This is a genomic window from Sphingomonas sp. FG14 (genome assembly GCF_057809675.1).
Genome location: NZ_JBMDKK010000001.1, coordinates 1,360,593 through 1,375,539, shown reverse-complemented (window position 1 = coordinate 1,375,539; position 14,947 = coordinate 1,360,593). Strand labels below are relative to the sequence as shown.

18 protein-coding genes are annotated in these 14,947 nt (G+C 64.4%); 11 read left to right on the top strand and 7 right to left on the bottom strand.

Annotated elements, in window-relative coordinates:
• Positions 1–39: 39 nt before the first annotated feature.
• Positions 40–624 carry a TetR family transcriptional regulator gene (locus ACODTA_RS06545; RefSeq protein ID WP_489065002.1) on the top strand — a complete coding sequence of 195 codons (585 nt, stop codon included), beginning with the start codon at positions 40–42 and terminating at the stop codon, positions 622–624.
• A 79-nt stretch (positions 625–703) separates the two neighbouring features.
• A complete protein-coding gene (locus tag ACODTA_RS06540; RefSeq protein WP_489065001.1) occupies positions 704–1,354 on the top strand; it encodes a GNAT family N-acetyltransferase in 651 nt (216 codons plus the stop codon).
• On the opposite strand, the gene ACODTA_RS06535 is transcribed toward ACODTA_RS06540, so the two are convergent.
• On the bottom strand, positions 1,320–2,048 hold the full coding sequence (locus tag ACODTA_RS06535) for a hypothetical protein (protein ID WP_489065000.1): 729 nt from the start codon (positions 2,046–2,048) through the stop codon (positions 1,320–1,322). The two genes, ACODTA_RS06540 and ACODTA_RS06535, sit on opposite strands and share 35 nt — an antisense overlap.
• Before the next feature lie 296 nt (positions 2,049–2,344).
• Positions 2,345–2,557, bottom strand: coding sequence for a DUF4287 domain-containing protein (locus tag ACODTA_RS06530; RefSeq protein WP_489064999.1), 213 nt, complete (start codon positions 2,555–2,557; stop codon positions 2,345–2,347).
• Between the two features lie 105 nt (positions 2,558–2,662).
• Between ACODTA_RS06530 and ACODTA_RS06525 the strand changes: the two genes are divergently transcribed.
• The 3 genes from ACODTA_RS06525 to ACODTA_RS06515 are packed head-to-tail and all read left to right on the top strand — an operon-like array spanning position 2,663 to position 4,000.
• Positions 2,663–2,974 (top strand): ArsR/SmtB family transcription factor, encoded by a 312-nt coding sequence (locus tag ACODTA_RS06525; RefSeq protein ID WP_489064998.1) that lies wholly within the window; start codon positions 2,663–2,665, stop codon positions 2,972–2,974.
• Positions 2,974–3,342 carry an SRPBCC family protein gene (locus ACODTA_RS06520; protein WP_489064997.1) on the top strand — a complete coding sequence of 123 codons (369 nt, stop codon included), beginning with the start codon at positions 2,974–2,976 and terminating at the stop codon, positions 3,340–3,342. Before ACODTA_RS06525 ends, ACODTA_RS06520 begins: the two co-directional genes overlap by 1 nt.
• 46 nt (positions 3,343–3,388) lie before the next feature.
• The gene (locus tag ACODTA_RS06515; RefSeq protein WP_489064996.1) at positions 3,389–4,000 is read left to right on the top strand and encodes an ATP-dependent Clp protease proteolytic subunit; all 612 of its coding nucleotides are present in this window, start codon (positions 3,389–3,391) and stop codon (positions 3,998–4,000) included.
• Positions 4,001–4,020: 20 nt separating this feature from the next.
• On the opposite strand, the gene ACODTA_RS06510 is transcribed toward ACODTA_RS06515, so the two are convergent.
• The gene (locus ACODTA_RS06510; RefSeq protein WP_489064995.1) at positions 4,021–4,404 is read right to left on the bottom strand and encodes a VOC family protein; all 384 of its coding nucleotides are present in this window, start codon (positions 4,402–4,404) and stop codon (positions 4,021–4,023) included.
• 188 nt (positions 4,405–4,592) lie between these two features.
• Between ACODTA_RS06510 and ACODTA_RS06505 the strand changes: the two genes are divergently transcribed.
• Positions 4,593–5,159, top strand: a complete 567-nt coding sequence (locus tag ACODTA_RS06505) for a hypothetical protein (RefSeq protein WP_489064994.1) — start codon at positions 4,593–4,595, stop codon at positions 5,157–5,159.
• A gap of 22 nt (positions 5,160–5,181) precedes the next feature.
• Positions 5,182–6,252, top strand: coding sequence for a hypothetical protein (locus ACODTA_RS06500; protein WP_489064993.1), 1,071 nt, complete (start codon positions 5,182–5,184; stop codon positions 6,250–6,252).
• Between the two features lie 9 nt (positions 6,253–6,261).
• On the opposite strand, the gene ACODTA_RS06495 is transcribed toward ACODTA_RS06500, so the two are convergent.
• Together ACODTA_RS06495 and ACODTA_RS06490 are read right to left on the bottom strand one after the other, a co-directional pair.
• Positions 6,262–6,654 (bottom strand): VOC family protein, encoded by a 393-nt coding sequence (locus tag ACODTA_RS06495; protein WP_489064992.1) that lies wholly within the window; start codon positions 6,652–6,654, stop codon positions 6,262–6,264.
• Positions 6,651–6,956 (bottom strand): ArsR/SmtB family transcription factor, encoded by a 306-nt coding sequence (locus tag ACODTA_RS06490; protein ID WP_489064991.1) that lies wholly within the window; start codon positions 6,954–6,956, stop codon positions 6,651–6,653. The genes ACODTA_RS06495 and ACODTA_RS06490 overlap by 4 nt, the downstream gene beginning before the upstream one ends.
• Before the next feature lie 247 nt (positions 6,957–7,203).
• Between ACODTA_RS06490 and ACODTA_RS06485 the strand changes: the two genes are divergently transcribed.
• From ACODTA_RS06485 to ACODTA_RS06475, 3 genes are all read left to right on the top strand, one after another.
• Positions 7,204–9,513: a TonB-dependent receptor gene (locus ACODTA_RS06485; protein ID WP_489064990.1), complete on the top strand. Its 2,310-nt coding sequence runs from the start codon at positions 7,204–7,206 to the stop codon at positions 9,511–9,513.
• 13 nt (positions 9,514–9,526) lie between these two features.
• Positions 9,527–10,936, top strand: a complete 1,410-nt coding sequence (locus ACODTA_RS06480) for a M14 family zinc carboxypeptidase (protein WP_489064988.1) — start codon at positions 9,527–9,529, stop codon at positions 10,934–10,936.
• 296 nt (positions 10,937–11,232) lie between these two features.
• Positions 11,233–12,180, top strand: coding sequence for a hypothetical protein (locus ACODTA_RS06475; RefSeq protein WP_489064987.1), 948 nt, complete (start codon positions 11,233–11,235; stop codon positions 12,178–12,180).
• Between the two features lie 15 nt (positions 12,181–12,195).
• Here the strand turns inward: ACODTA_RS06475 and ACODTA_RS06470 are convergent, their stop codons facing one another.
• Positions 12,196–13,158 carry a DMT family transporter gene (locus ACODTA_RS06470; protein WP_489064986.1) on the bottom strand — a complete coding sequence of 321 codons (963 nt, stop codon included), beginning with the start codon at positions 13,156–13,158 and terminating at the stop codon, positions 12,196–12,198.
• A 95-nt stretch (positions 13,159–13,253) separates the two neighbouring features.
• On the opposite strand from ACODTA_RS06470, the gene ACODTA_RS06465 reads away from it, so the two are divergent.
• A complete protein-coding gene (locus ACODTA_RS06465) occupies positions 13,254–13,742 on the top strand; it encodes an Lrp/AsnC family transcriptional regulator (protein ID WP_489064985.1) in 489 nt (162 codons plus the stop codon).
• Here the strand turns inward: ACODTA_RS06465 and ACODTA_RS06460 are convergent.
• A complete protein-coding gene (locus ACODTA_RS06460) occupies positions 13,729–14,931 on the bottom strand; it encodes a diaminopropionate ammonia-lyase (protein WP_489064984.1) in 1,203 nt (400 codons plus the stop codon). The two genes, ACODTA_RS06465 and ACODTA_RS06460, sit on opposite strands and share 14 nt — an antisense overlap.
• Positions 14,932–14,947 lie beyond the last annotated feature (16 nt).

Here is a 14,947-nt window from a genome sequence, read left to right as displayed (position 1 = left end):
GGTTCCCTATACCCGGGCAATCTACCGAACGGGGAAGCCATGCCGAAGCTCGACGAGAAAACGATGCGCCAGCGGCGCCAGCATATCGTGGACGCGGCGATGCGCCAGTTCGAGAAACAGGGTTTCGGCGGGGCCTCTGTCGACGACATCTGCGCGGAAGCCGGGATCAGCAAGGGCGCGCTTTACACGCATTTTCCGAGCAAGGAAGCGATCATGCTGGCGTTGATCGGCCAGCGCGGCGACACCTATCGCGAGATCGCGGCATCGTCGCTGGCCGAACTGGAGGATGTGATCTTCGACCTGATGCTGCGCGGCCTCAGCTATGTCGACAGCCGGCTGGAAATGGAGGCGGTGACGATTGGTGCCTCCAACGACGCGGTGCGCGCCGCGCTGATCGCCAATACCGAGCTCTGGGAAAACCGCATCCGCGAGATCATCGAGGACCTGCATCGCGATGACAGGGTGGAACTGGTCAACGGCACCGACGCTGCCGAGGCTGCGATGCTCATCCATACCTATGTGCTCGGCCGGCTGTCCCATCAGATCTACAAGATCGCCAATCTCGATGCCGAGGCCCGGCGTGGGCTGGCGATCACCGTTGCGGGGCTGGTGCGCGCGAAATGATGTCGCTCCTTTTTTAATCTGTCCGATTCCGCGGTGGAAGGATTATGAACCTGCGATAGAGGGAGAGGGGGCAGAGCGCATGGGCGACACGGCAATCGATCCGGCGATGCTACATGCCTGGCTGGCCGCTCGTTCGGTCGCGCGTGGGCTGCCGGCGCCTGTCGCCGATCACGGTGGCTATCGTGTCGACACCAATTCCGAGGCGGAGGTCAAGCGCTGGGTGTTTCCGGATATCTGCCCGGGGCTTGCCGAGCTTGCGCGCAGCATCGAGGAACCCCGCCACGCCCTGAAGATGTGCGGCAGCGCGGAGGCGTTTCGCAAGGCGCTGCCACGGCGCTGGCGGATTCACGATCCCGCCTATTTCATGATCGCCACCGGCGCCGAACAGCCGGAACGGCCGATCGCGCCGGGATATGTCGTCAGAATCGAACGCGACGGCGCGGTCGTCGCTGTGCGGGTGGACGACGAAGACGGGGAGCAGGTCGCCAGCGGCTATGCTGCGGAGACGGATCGGGCATTCGTCTATGACCGGATCATGACCGCGCCCGATCATCGCCGAAAGGGTGTGGGCAATGCCGTCATGGCGGCGCTGCGCGACGCGAAGCGGAACCCGGATGCGCCCGAACTGCTCGTGGCCACGGCGGACGGCCGCGCGCTGTACCTGACCATGGGGTGGCGGACGCTCTCCATCTATCTCACCGCTTCGATTCCCGAGATCGGCAGCGGGTGAGAATGGCTGGTTTCGGCTCATCCAGCGTAAAAACCCCGTCATTGAGGATCTGCACCGCGCCCGATGCGGAGCGGCGTTGCAGCACCGTGATGCAATAATCCCTATAATCGAGCCAAATCGCATCGAACTGGGCGGCGGGTATGGCGATGCCGGTGCCGATCTTGAGATCGAAGGGGTCGATCTCGACCGAGTCACGGCGGCCGCGCCTGGCATGATTCACGCCCGTGATCGGATAGCTGGCCTCGGCGAAGGGCGCTGTCGAGAAGCCGAACTCGATCCAGTCGGTGACCCGCCATGCAGCCTCGCCCGCCGCGAACCCGATCAGGAACGGCGTCAAGAGGAACAGGAGCAGCTTCTTGAAGATGCCCATCGGCACATGGGGCCTGATGATGATCAGCACCGCCAATATGATCCCCGTGACAAACCCGATGCCGCGCATAACCTGGAGGAATGTGGCGTTGACCGGGGTGATCACAGACGTGTTCGAGATCGTCGCTTCCAGCGTGATGATCACCAGCAGCAGCGAGGGCATATAGCCCGCCAACTGGAGCCATGAGATCCGTGTGACGGACGCTTCGACCTCTCGTACATCGGGCTCTTCGGGCAATGGTGATGGTCGCGGGGCCGCCGGCACACCCATCAGCGGATCGCGACGCCGTCCAAAACCGCCGCCTGCCGGATTGCCTTTGATCATGATCGCCCCATTTTTCCCACCGTGGCGTTCGATAGCGGCTGGGGCAATAATATCGGGTTACGATCTGGTCGGAGCGCGATATCCACTACCGATCGTCGGGATTTCTGGCGCTCTGTCCCAGCTTCATTGCCTTGCGCGCCACCATCTTCGTCTCGCCTTGTGAGCGCGGAAAAATGGCCGGTTGTGGCGCCGCAACTATTTCAGGGCCGCTGTCAAGGCGATCCTCAGGCAATTTCCAGCACCTGCTGGCCCAGATCTGGGGCGCCTGAGCGGGCGACTGGTTAGGCGGGATTCTCCTATGCCTTTTCCTTTGCCAGCACATAGGCAACGATCGCGTTGGCATGGCCATGTCCCATGCCATGATCCTGCTCGAGCATCGCGACAAGGTCCATGTGCTTGGCCGGCAAACAGCCTTGCACCAGCGCCGTCCATTCGGCGATCGGACGGCCATATTTCTTCTCGATGGATGGGAAATAGGAGGCGGGAACCTTGATCGGTTCGTCGGTCATCGCGCGACTTGAAGTGTCGATCGTGTCGCGGTCAAGCATCTCGCGGCATGCGGTTGAGGCAACTGGACGCTTGCGAATCATATAAGTGTGTACTTATATGTTGCCATGATCGAGACCGAGATCTTCAGGGCGCTGGCCGATCCCACACGCCACGCCATTTTCCAGAAGCTGGCGGCGGGTGGCATGAACGCCAGCGCACTCCGGCAGGGCATGGCGATCAGCCAGCCGGCGATGTCTCAGCATCTGTCGGTGCTGCGCCGGGCGCGGCTGGTGCGGGAGGAGCGGCAGGGCCGTTTCGTCAACTATCGGATCGACCCCGACGGGCTTGCGCTGGTCGCCCAATGGCTGGCGAAATATCGCGATTATTGGCCCGCGCGCGTCGATGCCCTGAAAACCGTTCTGGAGGACATGGAGTGATGAGCGAGACGGACGGGGACCGGAAGCGCGGGGAACGGGCGGACCCGCTGGTGTTCGACTATGATCTTGATGCGCCGCCCGAAAAGGTCTGGCGTGCGATCAGCCTGCCGGCCTTTCGCGACAAATGGCTGCCCAGGGGCGATCTCGCCGAAGCCGAGCCCCTCTCATCCTCGCCTGGCGAGGAAGTACGCTATCGCATGCGTGAGCATGAGCCGCCTTTCCTCGAAAGCGAGGTGACGTTCCGGATCATGCCGAATGCGATTGGTGGCACGAGGCTCAGTATCGTCCATGGCGTGACGGACAGGCGGCTTCATCGCGATCCGCCAAGGGCGAACAATGACGGCGTCCGCATGATGCTCGCCGCCTGACACTTCGGCCCAGACATCATCCCGTTTGAAGGAAAGGAATTCGCGCATGCGCGAAGCGATGCAGCTTGTTCCCATGGTCGTCGAGCAGTCCAGCCGAGGCGAACGATCCTTCGACATTTATTCACGGCTGCTGCGCGAGCGGATCATCTTCCTGAACGGAGAGGTGAACGACACCATGTCCGCGCTCGTTTGCGCGCAATTGCTGTTTCTGGAAGCAGAAAACCCCAAGAAACCGATCCAGCTCTACATCAACTCACCCGGCGGCGTGATCACCAGTGGTCTCGCCATGTACGATACCATGCGTTACGTGCGTGCGCCGGTGCACACGCTCTGCATGGGCACGGCGCGATCGATGGGGTCGTTCCTGCTGATGGCAGGCCAGCCTGGCGAACGCGTGGCGCTGCCCAATGCCAGCATCCTCATCCACCAGCCGTCGGGCGGTTTCCAAGGGCAGGCGTCGGACATGCTGATCCATGCCGAGGAGATCAGACGGACCAGGCACCGGATGACCAGGCTTTATGCCGAACATTGCGGCCGCAGCTATGACGAATTCGAGCGTGCCATGGAGCGCGACCGTTTCATGACCGCGGAGGAGGCGCTGGACTGGGGGCTTATCGACCGGATCATGACCGACCGCGAGCTTCCGGCGGAAAATTGATCCGGGCGCACGATCCTGGCTTACCCGTTATGGACCACCGCGATCTTGTTGCCGCCGGGATCGCGCAAATAGGCCGCATACCAGTTCGGCCCATAATGCGGACGCGAGCCTGGCGCGCCGTCATCGCTGCCGCCATTGGCGATCGCCACATTGTAGAAAGCGTCGACCTCCGTCGTGGATGCCGCCATGAAGCCGATCATGGCGCCGTTACCCGGCGTTGCCGCCTCTCCGTCGAAAGGCTGGCAGACCCACAGGACGAAGCCCTCACCGGTTCCACCTTCCGAATAGGCACGCCAGCCGGGGAATGCTACATGGCTGCTCCATCCGATCTCCGCCAGCGCCGCATCGTAGAAGCCGTTCGAGACATCGGCATTGATCGCGCCGACCGTGGCATAGGCACCCATCGTTTCTCTCCATCAAGGGGGACGGCGAAAGCTATGGTGTGATCTGGAACATATCAAGAACAAAATGCGGGCGAGAAAATAATCCCGCAGGCCGTGTCCGCAATTCCATGCCTTTGCCGTTTCTCATTGGGAAGCCCGTCCCCGCGTGCGGCGCGAGCGCGGGTTTCGCCACGCAATGGGAGATTGCCATGAGGAAGACGATCATCTGCCTGGCCGCGACGGCGGTGCTTGCGGGATGCGGCGGTGAGCAGCCGGCGGACAAGGATGCGGGCGGCAATGACGCAAAGGATGTGGGCGGAGCTACGACGTTGTCGTCGGGCTGGGATGCGACGAACGCCTGCGCGCTGCTCGACAAGGCGAAGCTGGGCGCCGCGCTCGGGGACGATGTGAGCGAGATGCGGCTCGGCCTCGTCCACCAGCCGAGCGCGATGGACGCGGCCACATCCGAATGCACTTATGTGCTCAAAGGGGGCGGAGAGGCGCGGCTGATGACCCGGCGTTCACCGATCGACGACAATACGCCCGAGGCGATAGCGCAGGCGAGGCAGGCGACGGTGTCCGCGATGCGCGCCTTCAGCAGCAAACCCGTCGAGGACGTGCCGGACCTGGGCAAGGCGGCGTTCTTCGTGCCGGGGATCAACCAGATGAACGTCTTCCTCGACGAGAAGCGCTTCGTCGTCCTCACGATCGGCACAGCGCCGGCCGACAAGGCGAAGGCGCTGGCAGTCCAATTGGTCCGGGGAATCGCCGACTAAGCTGAAAAGACGCGATCTCGCGATGGCGCCTCCCGCGCTGCCCGGCTATGTCCGGCACATCCTTCGCCATCGGTGGAATCTCGAGATGAACGTCCGGGCATTCGATAACTCAGCGTTCGGCGGGTTCGCCATGCGGGCCGCGCCGTTCGTGATCGTCGCGCTGGCGACCCTGGCCGCGCGGACTTCGCTTGCGGCCGCCTATCCCAGGATCGCGTTGCTGCTGTTCCTCTGGATCGTGTCCGATACGCTGATGCTGGCGGTCATCGCGCGCGCGCCGGGCCGCAATCCCGGGTGGCACGCGGTGCCCGCCGTTCTTGCGGCTGCCAGCGTCATCGTGTGGCTTGGCGCCCCCGCCACGATCCGGCAGGCATTGACGGCGATGCCAATTGTTGCCGCAGGCATGGTGGCGGTTTTGTCGATCCATATCGCATGGGCCGCGATGCGTGCGCGGCGCGAATGGCGATCGGCTGGCGATGCGGTGCAGCGGAAATGGGCAGGCGCGGCTTCGGCGTTCCTGCCGGGCCCGGTCGTGCATGCCGCCGTTGCCACATTGTCGATCATCCATATCGCGCTGTTCCGCTGGGGCGGGCCTGCGGATATTCCCGCCGGCAGCCGCGCCTTCGCATATCACAAGCATCTCGAGCCGATGTGCGCGACGTTGCTCGTCCTGTCGCTGATCGAACTGGGCGTCTGCCATCTGTTGCTGGGGCTCTGGAGCCCCAGGGCGGCGCTGATCGTCTCGGTGCTCAGCGCTGCCGGACTGGTCTACCTGATCGCACTCATCAAATCGTTCCGTTTCAGGCCGCTATTGATGACGGGGGAGGGCGTGCGGGTGCGGACCGGCCTTGCGGTCGACCAGGTGATCCCGCTCGATGCGATCGCGACGATCGAAACCGGCTTTGCGGGCAGCGACGTGAATGCGCCCGCAACGCTCAATGCGGCGCTGTTCGCCTGGCCCAATATCCTCATCCGGCTTAACCGCCCGATGCCGGTGCGGCGCGGGCCGGTGAGCTCCGTCGCCTTCCGGCTCGACGATCCCGAACCGTTCGTGCGGTTGCTCAAGTGGCGGATTGGCCAGACCGGAACGCGTTGACCGATCCGCTCAACTCGTTTTCATCTGGATGATCTGGATCAGGTTGCCGCAGGTGTCGTCCAGCACCGCCATCCAGACGGTGCCGGCATCGATCGGCTCGCGCGTGAACGAGACGCCAAGCGAGACGAGCCGCGCATATTCGGCATTCAGGTCGTCGACCATGAACGATGTCGCCGGGATACCGTCTTCCAGCAGCGCGGCTTTCCAGGGTTTCGCGGCGGGATGTTCGCTCGGTTCCAGAAGCAGTTCGGTGCCGTCCGGATTCTCGGGCGAAACCAGCGTCAGCCAGCGATGCGCGCCCATCGGGATATCGTGCTTCACCTGGAAGCCCAGCTTGTTCGTATAAAAATCCAGCGCCTTGGCCTGATCGTCGACCAGCACGCTCGTCACGTAGATTCTCATCGTTCCTCTCCATCAAGATGTTTGCGAAGCCACAGTTCGGCGGCCTCGCGCAGCGGGCCGGGGTCGAGCGAATGGAGCTTGGTCCGCCCCGACCATCGCACCCGGACAAGCCCCGCCCTTTCCAGCATGTCGAGATGTTGGGTGATCGCCTGGCGGGAAAGGGCGGTTCCATCCTCCGCGAACGAAAGCGCGCAGATCTCGAACAATGACTGGTCCGGCCGGTCGCGCAGCCGATCGACGATCCGCCGCCGCGTCGGATCGCCGAGCGCCTTGAAGACGCGATCGAGTTCGTCCTCGGTCACGTGGATAAATATGCAATAAGATTATTGCATGTCAATGACAGGGCAGATCGACACCACTCTCCGTTGGCTTCGAGCGCAGGTTCGAGCTTGTCGAGAACCCTAGTCGAGAAGGGTTGCCGCGGTTTCTCATCTTCGCTCGAAGCAAACGGGTGGGGGCGTGGGGGCTCTCATATCGCACCCGCTTGCGCTATATTAGAAAACCGACTAGTCAGTCTCTATAAATCGATAACATCGAAAGGGTGGAGCCATGGCGATTCGGAAAATGCATCTCTTGTGCGCGGGCGCGGCGCTTTCTGTGTTGGCGGTGGCGCCGGCATGGGCGGGACAGGAAACCGCGCAGGACAGTGCGAACGACGAAATCCCCGGCGAGATCGTCGTCACCGCGCAGAAGCGCGCCGAGCCGCTGCGGACCATCGCCGCCAGCGTTCAGGCGATCGGCGGTGACGCGCTGGAATCGCGGTCGCTGCGGTCGCTCCAGGATATCGTCCGACTGGTGCCGTCGCTGTCGATCGCGCCCGAAACCGGGATCGGCGATCGCAACATCGTGCTGCGCGGCGTCGCGCCTTCGGGCGGCACCCAGCCCACCGTCGTCACCTATCTCGACGATATCCTGATCCCCAATTCGGTCGATCCCCAGCTTTACGATCTGGAGCGGGTGGAGGTGCTCAAGGGGCCGCAGGGCGATCTCTACGGCGCATCGGCGGCGGGTGGGCTGATCCGCTATGTCGAGGCGCGCCCTGATCCGTCGGGCGTCAGTGGGCGGGGCGAACTGAGCGGCTCAACCATTTCCGGCGGCGCGCGCAATTACGGCGCGACCGGCGTGATCAACCTGCCGCTGGGCAGCGACGCCGCGATCCGCGCCAGCGCGGCTTACGACCGCCGCGGCGGCTTCATCGACAATGTCGATCCCCATGACGGCACGATCCGCCGCAACGTCAACGATACCGAGCGTTTCACCGGCCGCGTCGCGGCGCTCTGGACCCCGTCCGACGCGCTCGAGATCCGTGCATCCGTACTGTACAACCAGCGCGAGAACGGCGGGCTCGCGGAATCCGATCTCAACGACCGGCTGACCCAAGGCACGCCGCGCGCGCGGCTCACCAGCCGCTTCTTCCCCGAATCCGGATCGGACAAGGCCTGGATCGCCAACCTCACCGCCAATCTGGATGTCGGCATCGGCACGCTCACCTCGGCCACCGGCTATGTCCACCAGCAGATTCGCCGCCGGCTCGACGTACGCGACATCTACAATCTCGATCCCGCGATCACCGGCTTCGCCTATCCCGGTTTCGATCCGGAGGTGAACGGATCGTTCCTCGACAATCCCAACACCGCGTTGTTGTCGCCGAACCTGACGGGCAACACGCTTCGTCAGTTCACCCAGGAAGTCCGCTTCGCATCGGACTGGGATTTCCCGGTGCAACTGCTCGTCGGCGCATTCTATCTCCGCAGCAGCACCCGCAGCTACCAGCGGCTGGGCTTCGACGCGCCGATCCCCGAATATAGCGAGGCGATGGGCGGCGATCCCGATGCGCTGGTCGATGCGGGCTTCACCGGCCGCGAAAAGGTGGAGGAGCTGGCGGGCTTCGCCAATCTCCGCTGGCGGTCGACCGACGAACGCGCGGAGGTGAAGGCGGGCGTGCGCTATTATGATCGCAGGAATCCGCGCCACATCGTCGATACGCCGGGCTCGCTGTTCCCCGTCGGCGTGGATGCCATCGCGAAGGACAGCGGCGCGCTCTTTTCCGCCAGCGCATCGTACAAGATCGCGCCGACGACCTTCGCTTATGCCCGTTATGCCGGTGGCTTCCGGCCCGGCGTCGGCCGCGTGCTGCCGGGGCCGATCTGCGGGCCCGATTTCGACGCGCTGGGCATCGATCCCGCGACGATCCCGCCCTTCACCAAGCCCGAAAAGCTCGACAGCTACGAAGCGGGCATCCGCCAGTCGAGCCGCGACGGCCGCTTCTCCGCCAGCCTGACCGGCTTCGTCATCAAATATCGCGACATCCAGCAAAGCCTGGTGTTGCCGACCTGCGCGAGCATCTTCGACGTCAATGCCGGCCGCGCGACCAGCAAGGGCTTCGAACTCGAAGCGCGGCTGGCGCCGACGCGCGGCCTGAGCGTCTCGATGAGCGTCGGCTATACCGATGCCCGGCTGGACAAGGGCGATCCGTTCAGCGGCGGCGATGTCGGCGAACAACTCCAGTTCGTGCCCGCCTGGACCTTCGCGGTGCAGCAGGATTATCGCACGCCGCTCGCGGGCGACTGGGATCTGGTCGTCCGTAGCGATCTCTCCTTCACCGATCGCCGGCAGACGCAGTTCGGCCTGCCGGGCGCGGGGCCGGATCGGATCACGTCGCTCAGGGACTATACGCTGATCAACGCGCAGATCGGCATCGCGAACAGGGGCTGGGAAGTCGTCGTCTTCGCCGACAACATCGCGAATGTCCTGCCGATCTACGGCACCAACCAGACGCGCTATTTCGGATCGGACGGGCGGACTTGGTCGATCGGCACGCCGCGCACGCTGGGCCTCCGCCTGCGGTCCAGCTTCTGACGTCGGCAGGGCCATGACGATCATGATCGGCCGCCGGACTATGCTCGCCACCGCCGCTTCGGCGGGGGCGGCATGGCTGGTGCCGCCGTCCCTATGGGCACGGGCAAGACAAGGCGCGGGGCCGCATTTCTTCGATGGCGAAGGGCTGGCCACGCTCATTCGCCCCGATCTCGCGGCACTGGGCAAGGCTGCGCAGGTCCAGCGGCTCGGACACAGCGGCCAGGGCCGCCCGATCGACCTGATCAGCATCGGCAGCGGAGAACGCTCCGCGCTGATCGTCGGCGCGCCGCATCCCAACGAGCCGATCGGCTGCCTGACGGTGGTCGCGCTGATCCGGCGGCTGGCGCACGACCGCTCCTTTCGCGAGCGCCGTTCCCGTGATGGATCACGTTGGCGCTGGCATTTCATCCCCGCGATCGATGTCGACGGGCTGGCGCTCAACCGCGGCTGGTTTTCGGGGGAACGCACGCTGGAGCGCTATATCGGGCATTTCTATCGCCCGGCTTTCGCTCGCCAGCCCGAATATGGCTTTCCCCTCGCCATGCCGAGCTATCGCTTCGACGCGGTCACGCCGGAAGCGTCATGCTGGCAGCGCGCGATGGAGATCGCGCGGCCCGATCTGCAATCCTCATTGCACGGCAACGACAGCGGCGGCGCCTTCTATCTGCTCAGCAAGGATCGTCCGACGCTGGCCGCGCGCCTGTCTCGCCAGCCCGAAACCCGGGGCATCATGCTCAACGACCTGGGCGAGCCCGATGCCGATCTGACCCGCTTCGCGCCCGGCGTCTTCTCCTATTTTGAGGTCGAACCCTATATCGCGCGCATCTTGCGGGAGGGCGGGATGGTTGCGCGGCTGTGGAATGCGGGGCGGTCGAGCGCTGAATTCGCGGCGGAACGCTACGGCACGTTCAGCACGACCTGCGAAGTGCCATTGTGGGAGGATCCCCGCCAGCGCAGCACGCGACCGTCGGGCCATATGATGGCCGATGTCCATCGCATGCAGCTTGCCCAGCTCGAGGAGAATGGTCGCTTGCTCGACACGGCCGCGCCGCTGATCGCGCGGCCCCACGCAGACGCCGAAAGCCGCGCGCTCGCTGAATCACTTGCCGAAGCGGCCGTGCTCACCGCCGAGCAGCGCATCACGCTGGCCGCGCAATTGCGCACGGGGGCGGGGGAGCACGCGCCGGTAAGCCTGGCCGATCTCGTTCAGCTCGAACCCGGCGCCACGCTGATGCGCGCGCCCGCGATGCTGGCGCGACTGGCCAAGTTGCATGGAGATTGCGCCACCGCTGCCGCCGTCCGCGCACTGCTCGCGCGCCGGATCGCCGCGCAAAAGGCAAGGGCGCCGCTGCGTCCGGTGCCGATGGAACAGGCGGTGGCGTTGCAGATCCAGTCGATCACGACGGCGATGACGATGCTCTAGATTGGACGGCCGGCCGGCCCGTATCGGGACTTCGGCGAGAACATGCACCGTTTCGGACATAACTCACGCTATTTGGAACAAGGCGGGCTTGCCGGGCTTCGCTTCTCCCTCCTGGAATCGCGAACCTGCCGCCCGCCCACCGGCTATTTCGATGTCGGTGGCGCGGCGGGCGGTCTGGTTTTCGATTCTGTTGCTCAGGGGGAATCGTGTCACTATCGGCAGCACGTCTGGCGGTTTGCGTTTCGTTTGGCCTCTTTTTTGCGGGAGAGGCGTGCGCGGCGGTCGACCCGTGCCGATTGGCGGCGATCTGGCCTGTCCGGGGATCGACGTTGGAGTCGGTCGAGGCGCAGATCGACGAACTGGGATGCGCGAAGGAAAAGAGCGAGACCGCGCATGTCAAATCATGGATCTGCGGACCCGAAAACGCGCCATCCGAACTCCTGCTCGCTCGGGAGAAAGGCGTGCTGGGCGAATATGTGAACCTGGTTGTTCAGGATGACGCGCTTTCCCTGCACGATATCCGGCGGTGCCTGCATTTGCAGACACCGGATCAACCCCATTTCAACCCGGTCAGCCTGGTCGAAGCTGACCAGGTAACGGTCGTTTCGCCCGATCGGAAAGTGTTCACGCGGCTGACCCATGGATCGCTGCACTATATTGCCGGCTCCAACTCGCTTAGCGACGAAGGCTTGAAGATCGTCGAAAGTGCCTTCTTCCAAATCGAGCGGCCTGGCAGTGCTTCGGGCAGGGTGGAGGTCGCGGGCAAGAATATCATTTCAACGCCGGTCGACGAGGTCGTTCAGGCCCTGAAGCAGCGCGGCAGCGAATTCGTCCGTGAAGACTCTCCAGGTGGGGGCTGGTATCGCCAGATCGAACTGACGGCGCCGACCGGCCTGGACGGCGTGTTGTCGGTCGAGATCGAGGCAGGCGGACGGCACATCTTCAGCGTCACCTATGTCGTCAGGGATATACCCGCCTATGAAGCGCTCATTGCCGCGATGGAGGGAAAGTACGGCGATTCGATGCGCGTTCCGGCCAAGGATGGCAAATGCGTCCATCGCTTCTGGGAGAGTCTGGCGAATTCGGATTCCACCGTCATCGGCTCATATTGCGCCGGCCGCGCCACGATCGAATTGGTCAATACGGTGGCGATGCAACAGGAGATGGCGGTGGCCAGGAAGTTTTCCGAACCCGCGCCTCCCGATATCTCGAAGAGGCGCATGATCGACCGCGACAATTTTTAACGGATTATCCGGTCGTTAATGGCCGCCGCTCACCGATCCGTGACGGCGATGGACGGAGATGCAGGAAAACACGCTCGCCACGACCAATGCGAAGGCCGCGATCTCCAGAAACCGGGGCAGGCGGCCTTCCCATATGAAGCCATAGATCAGCGCGAAGAGTGTTTCGAACAGGATCATCTGGCCGACCATCGTCAGCGGCAAAAGCCGACTCATCCGATTCCATAAAGCATTGCCAAGGATTGATGCGAACAGCGCCACGCCGATTGAGAGTCCCACGAAACGCAGCCATGCTGCTGTATCATGCCCCGCCGGTGCGAGGGCGGCTGCGATCGGGATCAGCGCGATCGCCTGCGCGCCGGTCACGATGCCGGTCAGCAGATTCCAGTCATGGGCCGAGACCTGGCCTAGCCGGGCAAGGCATCGGCTGTTGCCCACCGCGAACGCCGTCCACGATGCAAGCGCGCCGATCGCGCAGAGCAGCCCGGTGAGTTGCGACCCGCCCGCGCCGGGCATCGCGACGGCCTGCCAGCCGATGCACAGGACCCCTGCCGCGCATAGCGCGAGCGACGGCGCGAGCAGGTGCAGCGGCACTGCGCCATGATCGCGACTGCCGATGATGGTGACGGCAACGGGCAGGAAGCCGATGACGAGCGAGGTCATCGCGATCCCACCCGTCTGCACAGCCGTCGACAGCAGGATATAGTAAAGCGTGTTGCCCGCCAGTGCGAGCCAGGCGAGCGACAGCCAGTCCCGTCGCGAAAGCCCGGCCGCCAGGACGCTCCAGCGCGGTCCGATCAGCATTGCCGAAATCGCGCCATAGGCCAGATATCGCCCGATCGCGAGTTCGAGCGGGGCGTAGTCGCGCGCCAGTTCCGGCGCCAGGAACACCAACCCCCACAATGCGCCCGCGCCGATGCCGCATGCGATGCCCGAAAGCGTCCGGTTGGCGCCATATGTGCTGGCGATACTCAAGTTCATGGTCCTGGCCCTTGCTGTTGGGCCATCGCAGATATCACCCGGGCGGCGGGTATTGCGCTCTTGATTCAGGGCCCGGATGCAACAAAAACCCGCTCATGGCCCGGGCAAGCACATCGCGGAAAGCCGCACTCGACAGTTTCGATCGCGCGATCCTGCGCATCGTCCAGCGGGACAACAAGACGCCGCAACGCACGATAGCGGAGGCGGTGAACCTTTCCGCCGCCGCTGTGCAGCGCCGTATCGCGGCGATGGAGGATGCCGGCATCATCGCGCGCAACGTCGCGATCGTGGATACCGAAGCGCTGGCGATGTCGATCACCGCGATCGTCGAGGTGCAGCTTGTGAACGAATGGACAAACACCGTGGACAGCGCGAAGGCACTCTTCACCGCCGCGCCCGAAGTGCAGCAATGCTACTATGTGACGGGCGGGATCAGTTTTGTACTGGTGATCGTCTCTCCGGACATGCCAGCCTATGAAGCGACCACCCGGCGCCTCTTCTCCAGCAATGAGGTGGTGCGAAGCTTCCGCAGCCTGATCGCGCTCGATCGTGTGAAGAGCGTCGCGGAGATCATGATTCCTTGATCGCGTCGACCGGGACGGGGGCGTCCAGGCCGGTCAGTTCACGATAGCGTTGTGGATCGGTGGCGCCCTCGCTGTTGATCGCGAGGATACGGGCGTCGGGGCCAAGATTCAGCCCCGCGCGAAGCGTCGCATCGCCGGCGATGCGGATGAAGCCCGCGAGCCCCGCGCCGCCGCTTTCGCCCGCGACGATGACTGGATCGTTGCCCGCCGGGCGGGCCAGCCGGTTCATCACCGACACGGCATCCTCTTCTCCGACCGTCATGAACGCATCGGCCACGCGCGAAAGTACGCGCCACGCCAGCGGTGAAGGGTCGTAGCATTCGAGCATCGCCATCACCGTGGGCTCGCCATGGGCGATCTTCACGGGGTGGCCGGCGCGCGCGCTTTCGTAGAGACACGCCGCGCGCTCGGGTTCGACGACGATCACGGTCGGGCGTGCCTCGCCAAGCACAAGCGCGAAATGGCCCGCGACCGCGGCGGCGAGGCCGCCGACACCCGCCTGGACGAAGACATGTGTGGGTGGCGCGGCCAGCACTTCGATGGCTTCGCGCACCAGCGCGGTGTAGCCCTGCATCACCAGGGCGGGAACGCGTTCGTAACCGGGCCAGGACGTGTCGGAAACGGTGATCCAGCCGCGCTCCGCCGCGACGCGTGCCGCCTCGGTGACCGAATCGTCGTAGGTGCCTGGCACGCGAACGATCTCCGCGCCGAAGCGGGTGATGGCGGCGACGCGGGCATCACTGACCCGTTCGTGGACGAAGATCACGCAGCGTGCGCCGATCAATTCCGCGCCCTGTGCCACCGAGCGTCCATGATTGCCGTCGGTTGCACAGGCGATGGTGAACTTGGCCGCGACGGCACGGACCGGGCCGGAGCCAATTTGTTCATAGCCGACGGGCCGGCCGAAGACGCGGCTGGCTTCTTCCAGCACCAGTCGTATCACTGCATAGGCGCCGCCCAGCGCCTTGAAGCTGCCGAGCCCAAGCCGGGGCCCCTCGTCCTTGATATGGACCGCAGCGACGCCGAGTTCGGCGGCGAGGGCGAGCAAGTTGTGAAGCGGTGTCGGCCGATGGTCGGGCCGGTGCCTCAGGTGATCGGCGACCTCGGCGGCGGCCGCGCCGTCCAGCATGGCGGAGTCGCGCGGGTCGAGCGCCGCGCCGTGATCGGGATGGCTGTTCAGGATAAGCATCGGGAAGGACTTTCGC

Coding starts and splice junctions, on each gene's coding strand:
- ACODTA_RS06545 (WP_489065002.1), top strand. CDS start 40: ATGCCGAAGCTCGACGAGAAAACGATGCGCCAGCGGCGCCAGCATATC.
- ACODTA_RS06485 (WP_489064990.1), top strand. CDS start 7,204: ATGGCGATTCGGAAAATGCATCTCTTGTGCGCGGGCGCGGCGCTTTCT.
- ACODTA_RS06510 (WP_489064995.1), bottom strand. CDS start 4,404: ATGGGTGCCTATGCCACGGTCGGCGCGATCAATGCCGATGTCTCGAAC.
- ACODTA_RS06500 (WP_489064993.1), top strand. CDS start 5,182: ATGGCGCCTCCCGCGCTGCCCGGCTATGTCCGGCACATCCTTCGCCAT.
- ACODTA_RS06530 (WP_489064999.1), bottom strand. CDS start 2,557: ATGACCGACGAACCGATCAAGGTTCCCGCCTCCTATTTCCCATCCATC.
- ACODTA_RS06535 (WP_489065000.1), bottom strand. CDS start 2,048: ATGATCAAAGGCAATCCGGCAGGCGGCGGTTTTGGACGGCGTCGCGAT.
- ACODTA_RS06460 (WP_489064984.1), bottom strand. CDS start 14,931: ATGCTTATCCTGAACAGCCATCCCGATCACGGCGCGGCGCTCGACCCG.
- ACODTA_RS06520 (WP_489064997.1), top strand. CDS start 2,974: ATGAGCGAGACGGACGGGGACCGGAAGCGCGGGGAACGGGCGGACCCG.
- ACODTA_RS06480 (WP_489064988.1), top strand. CDS start 9,527: ATGACGATCATGATCGGCCGCCGGACTATGCTCGCCACCGCCGCTTCG.
- ACODTA_RS06470 (WP_489064986.1), bottom strand. CDS start 13,158: ATGAACTTGAGTATCGCCAGCACATATGGCGCCAACCGGACGCTTTCG.
- ACODTA_RS06505 (WP_489064994.1), top strand. CDS start 4,593: ATGAGGAAGACGATCATCTGCCTGGCCGCGACGGCGGTGCTTGCGGGA.
- ACODTA_RS06525 (WP_489064998.1), top strand. CDS start 2,663: ATGATCGAGACCGAGATCTTCAGGGCGCTGGCCGATCCCACACGCCAC.
- ACODTA_RS06515 (WP_489064996.1), top strand. CDS start 3,389: ATGCGCGAAGCGATGCAGCTTGTTCCCATGGTCGTCGAGCAGTCCAGC.
- ACODTA_RS06495 (WP_489064992.1), bottom strand. CDS start 6,654: ATGAGAATCTACGTGACGAGCGTGCTGGTCGACGATCAGGCCAAGGCG.
- ACODTA_RS06465 (WP_489064985.1), top strand. CDS start 13,254: ATGGCCCGGGCAAGCACATCGCGGAAAGCCGCACTCGACAGTTTCGAT.
- ACODTA_RS06540 (WP_489065001.1), top strand. CDS start 704: ATGGGCGACACGGCAATCGATCCGGCGATGCTACATGCCTGGCTGGCC.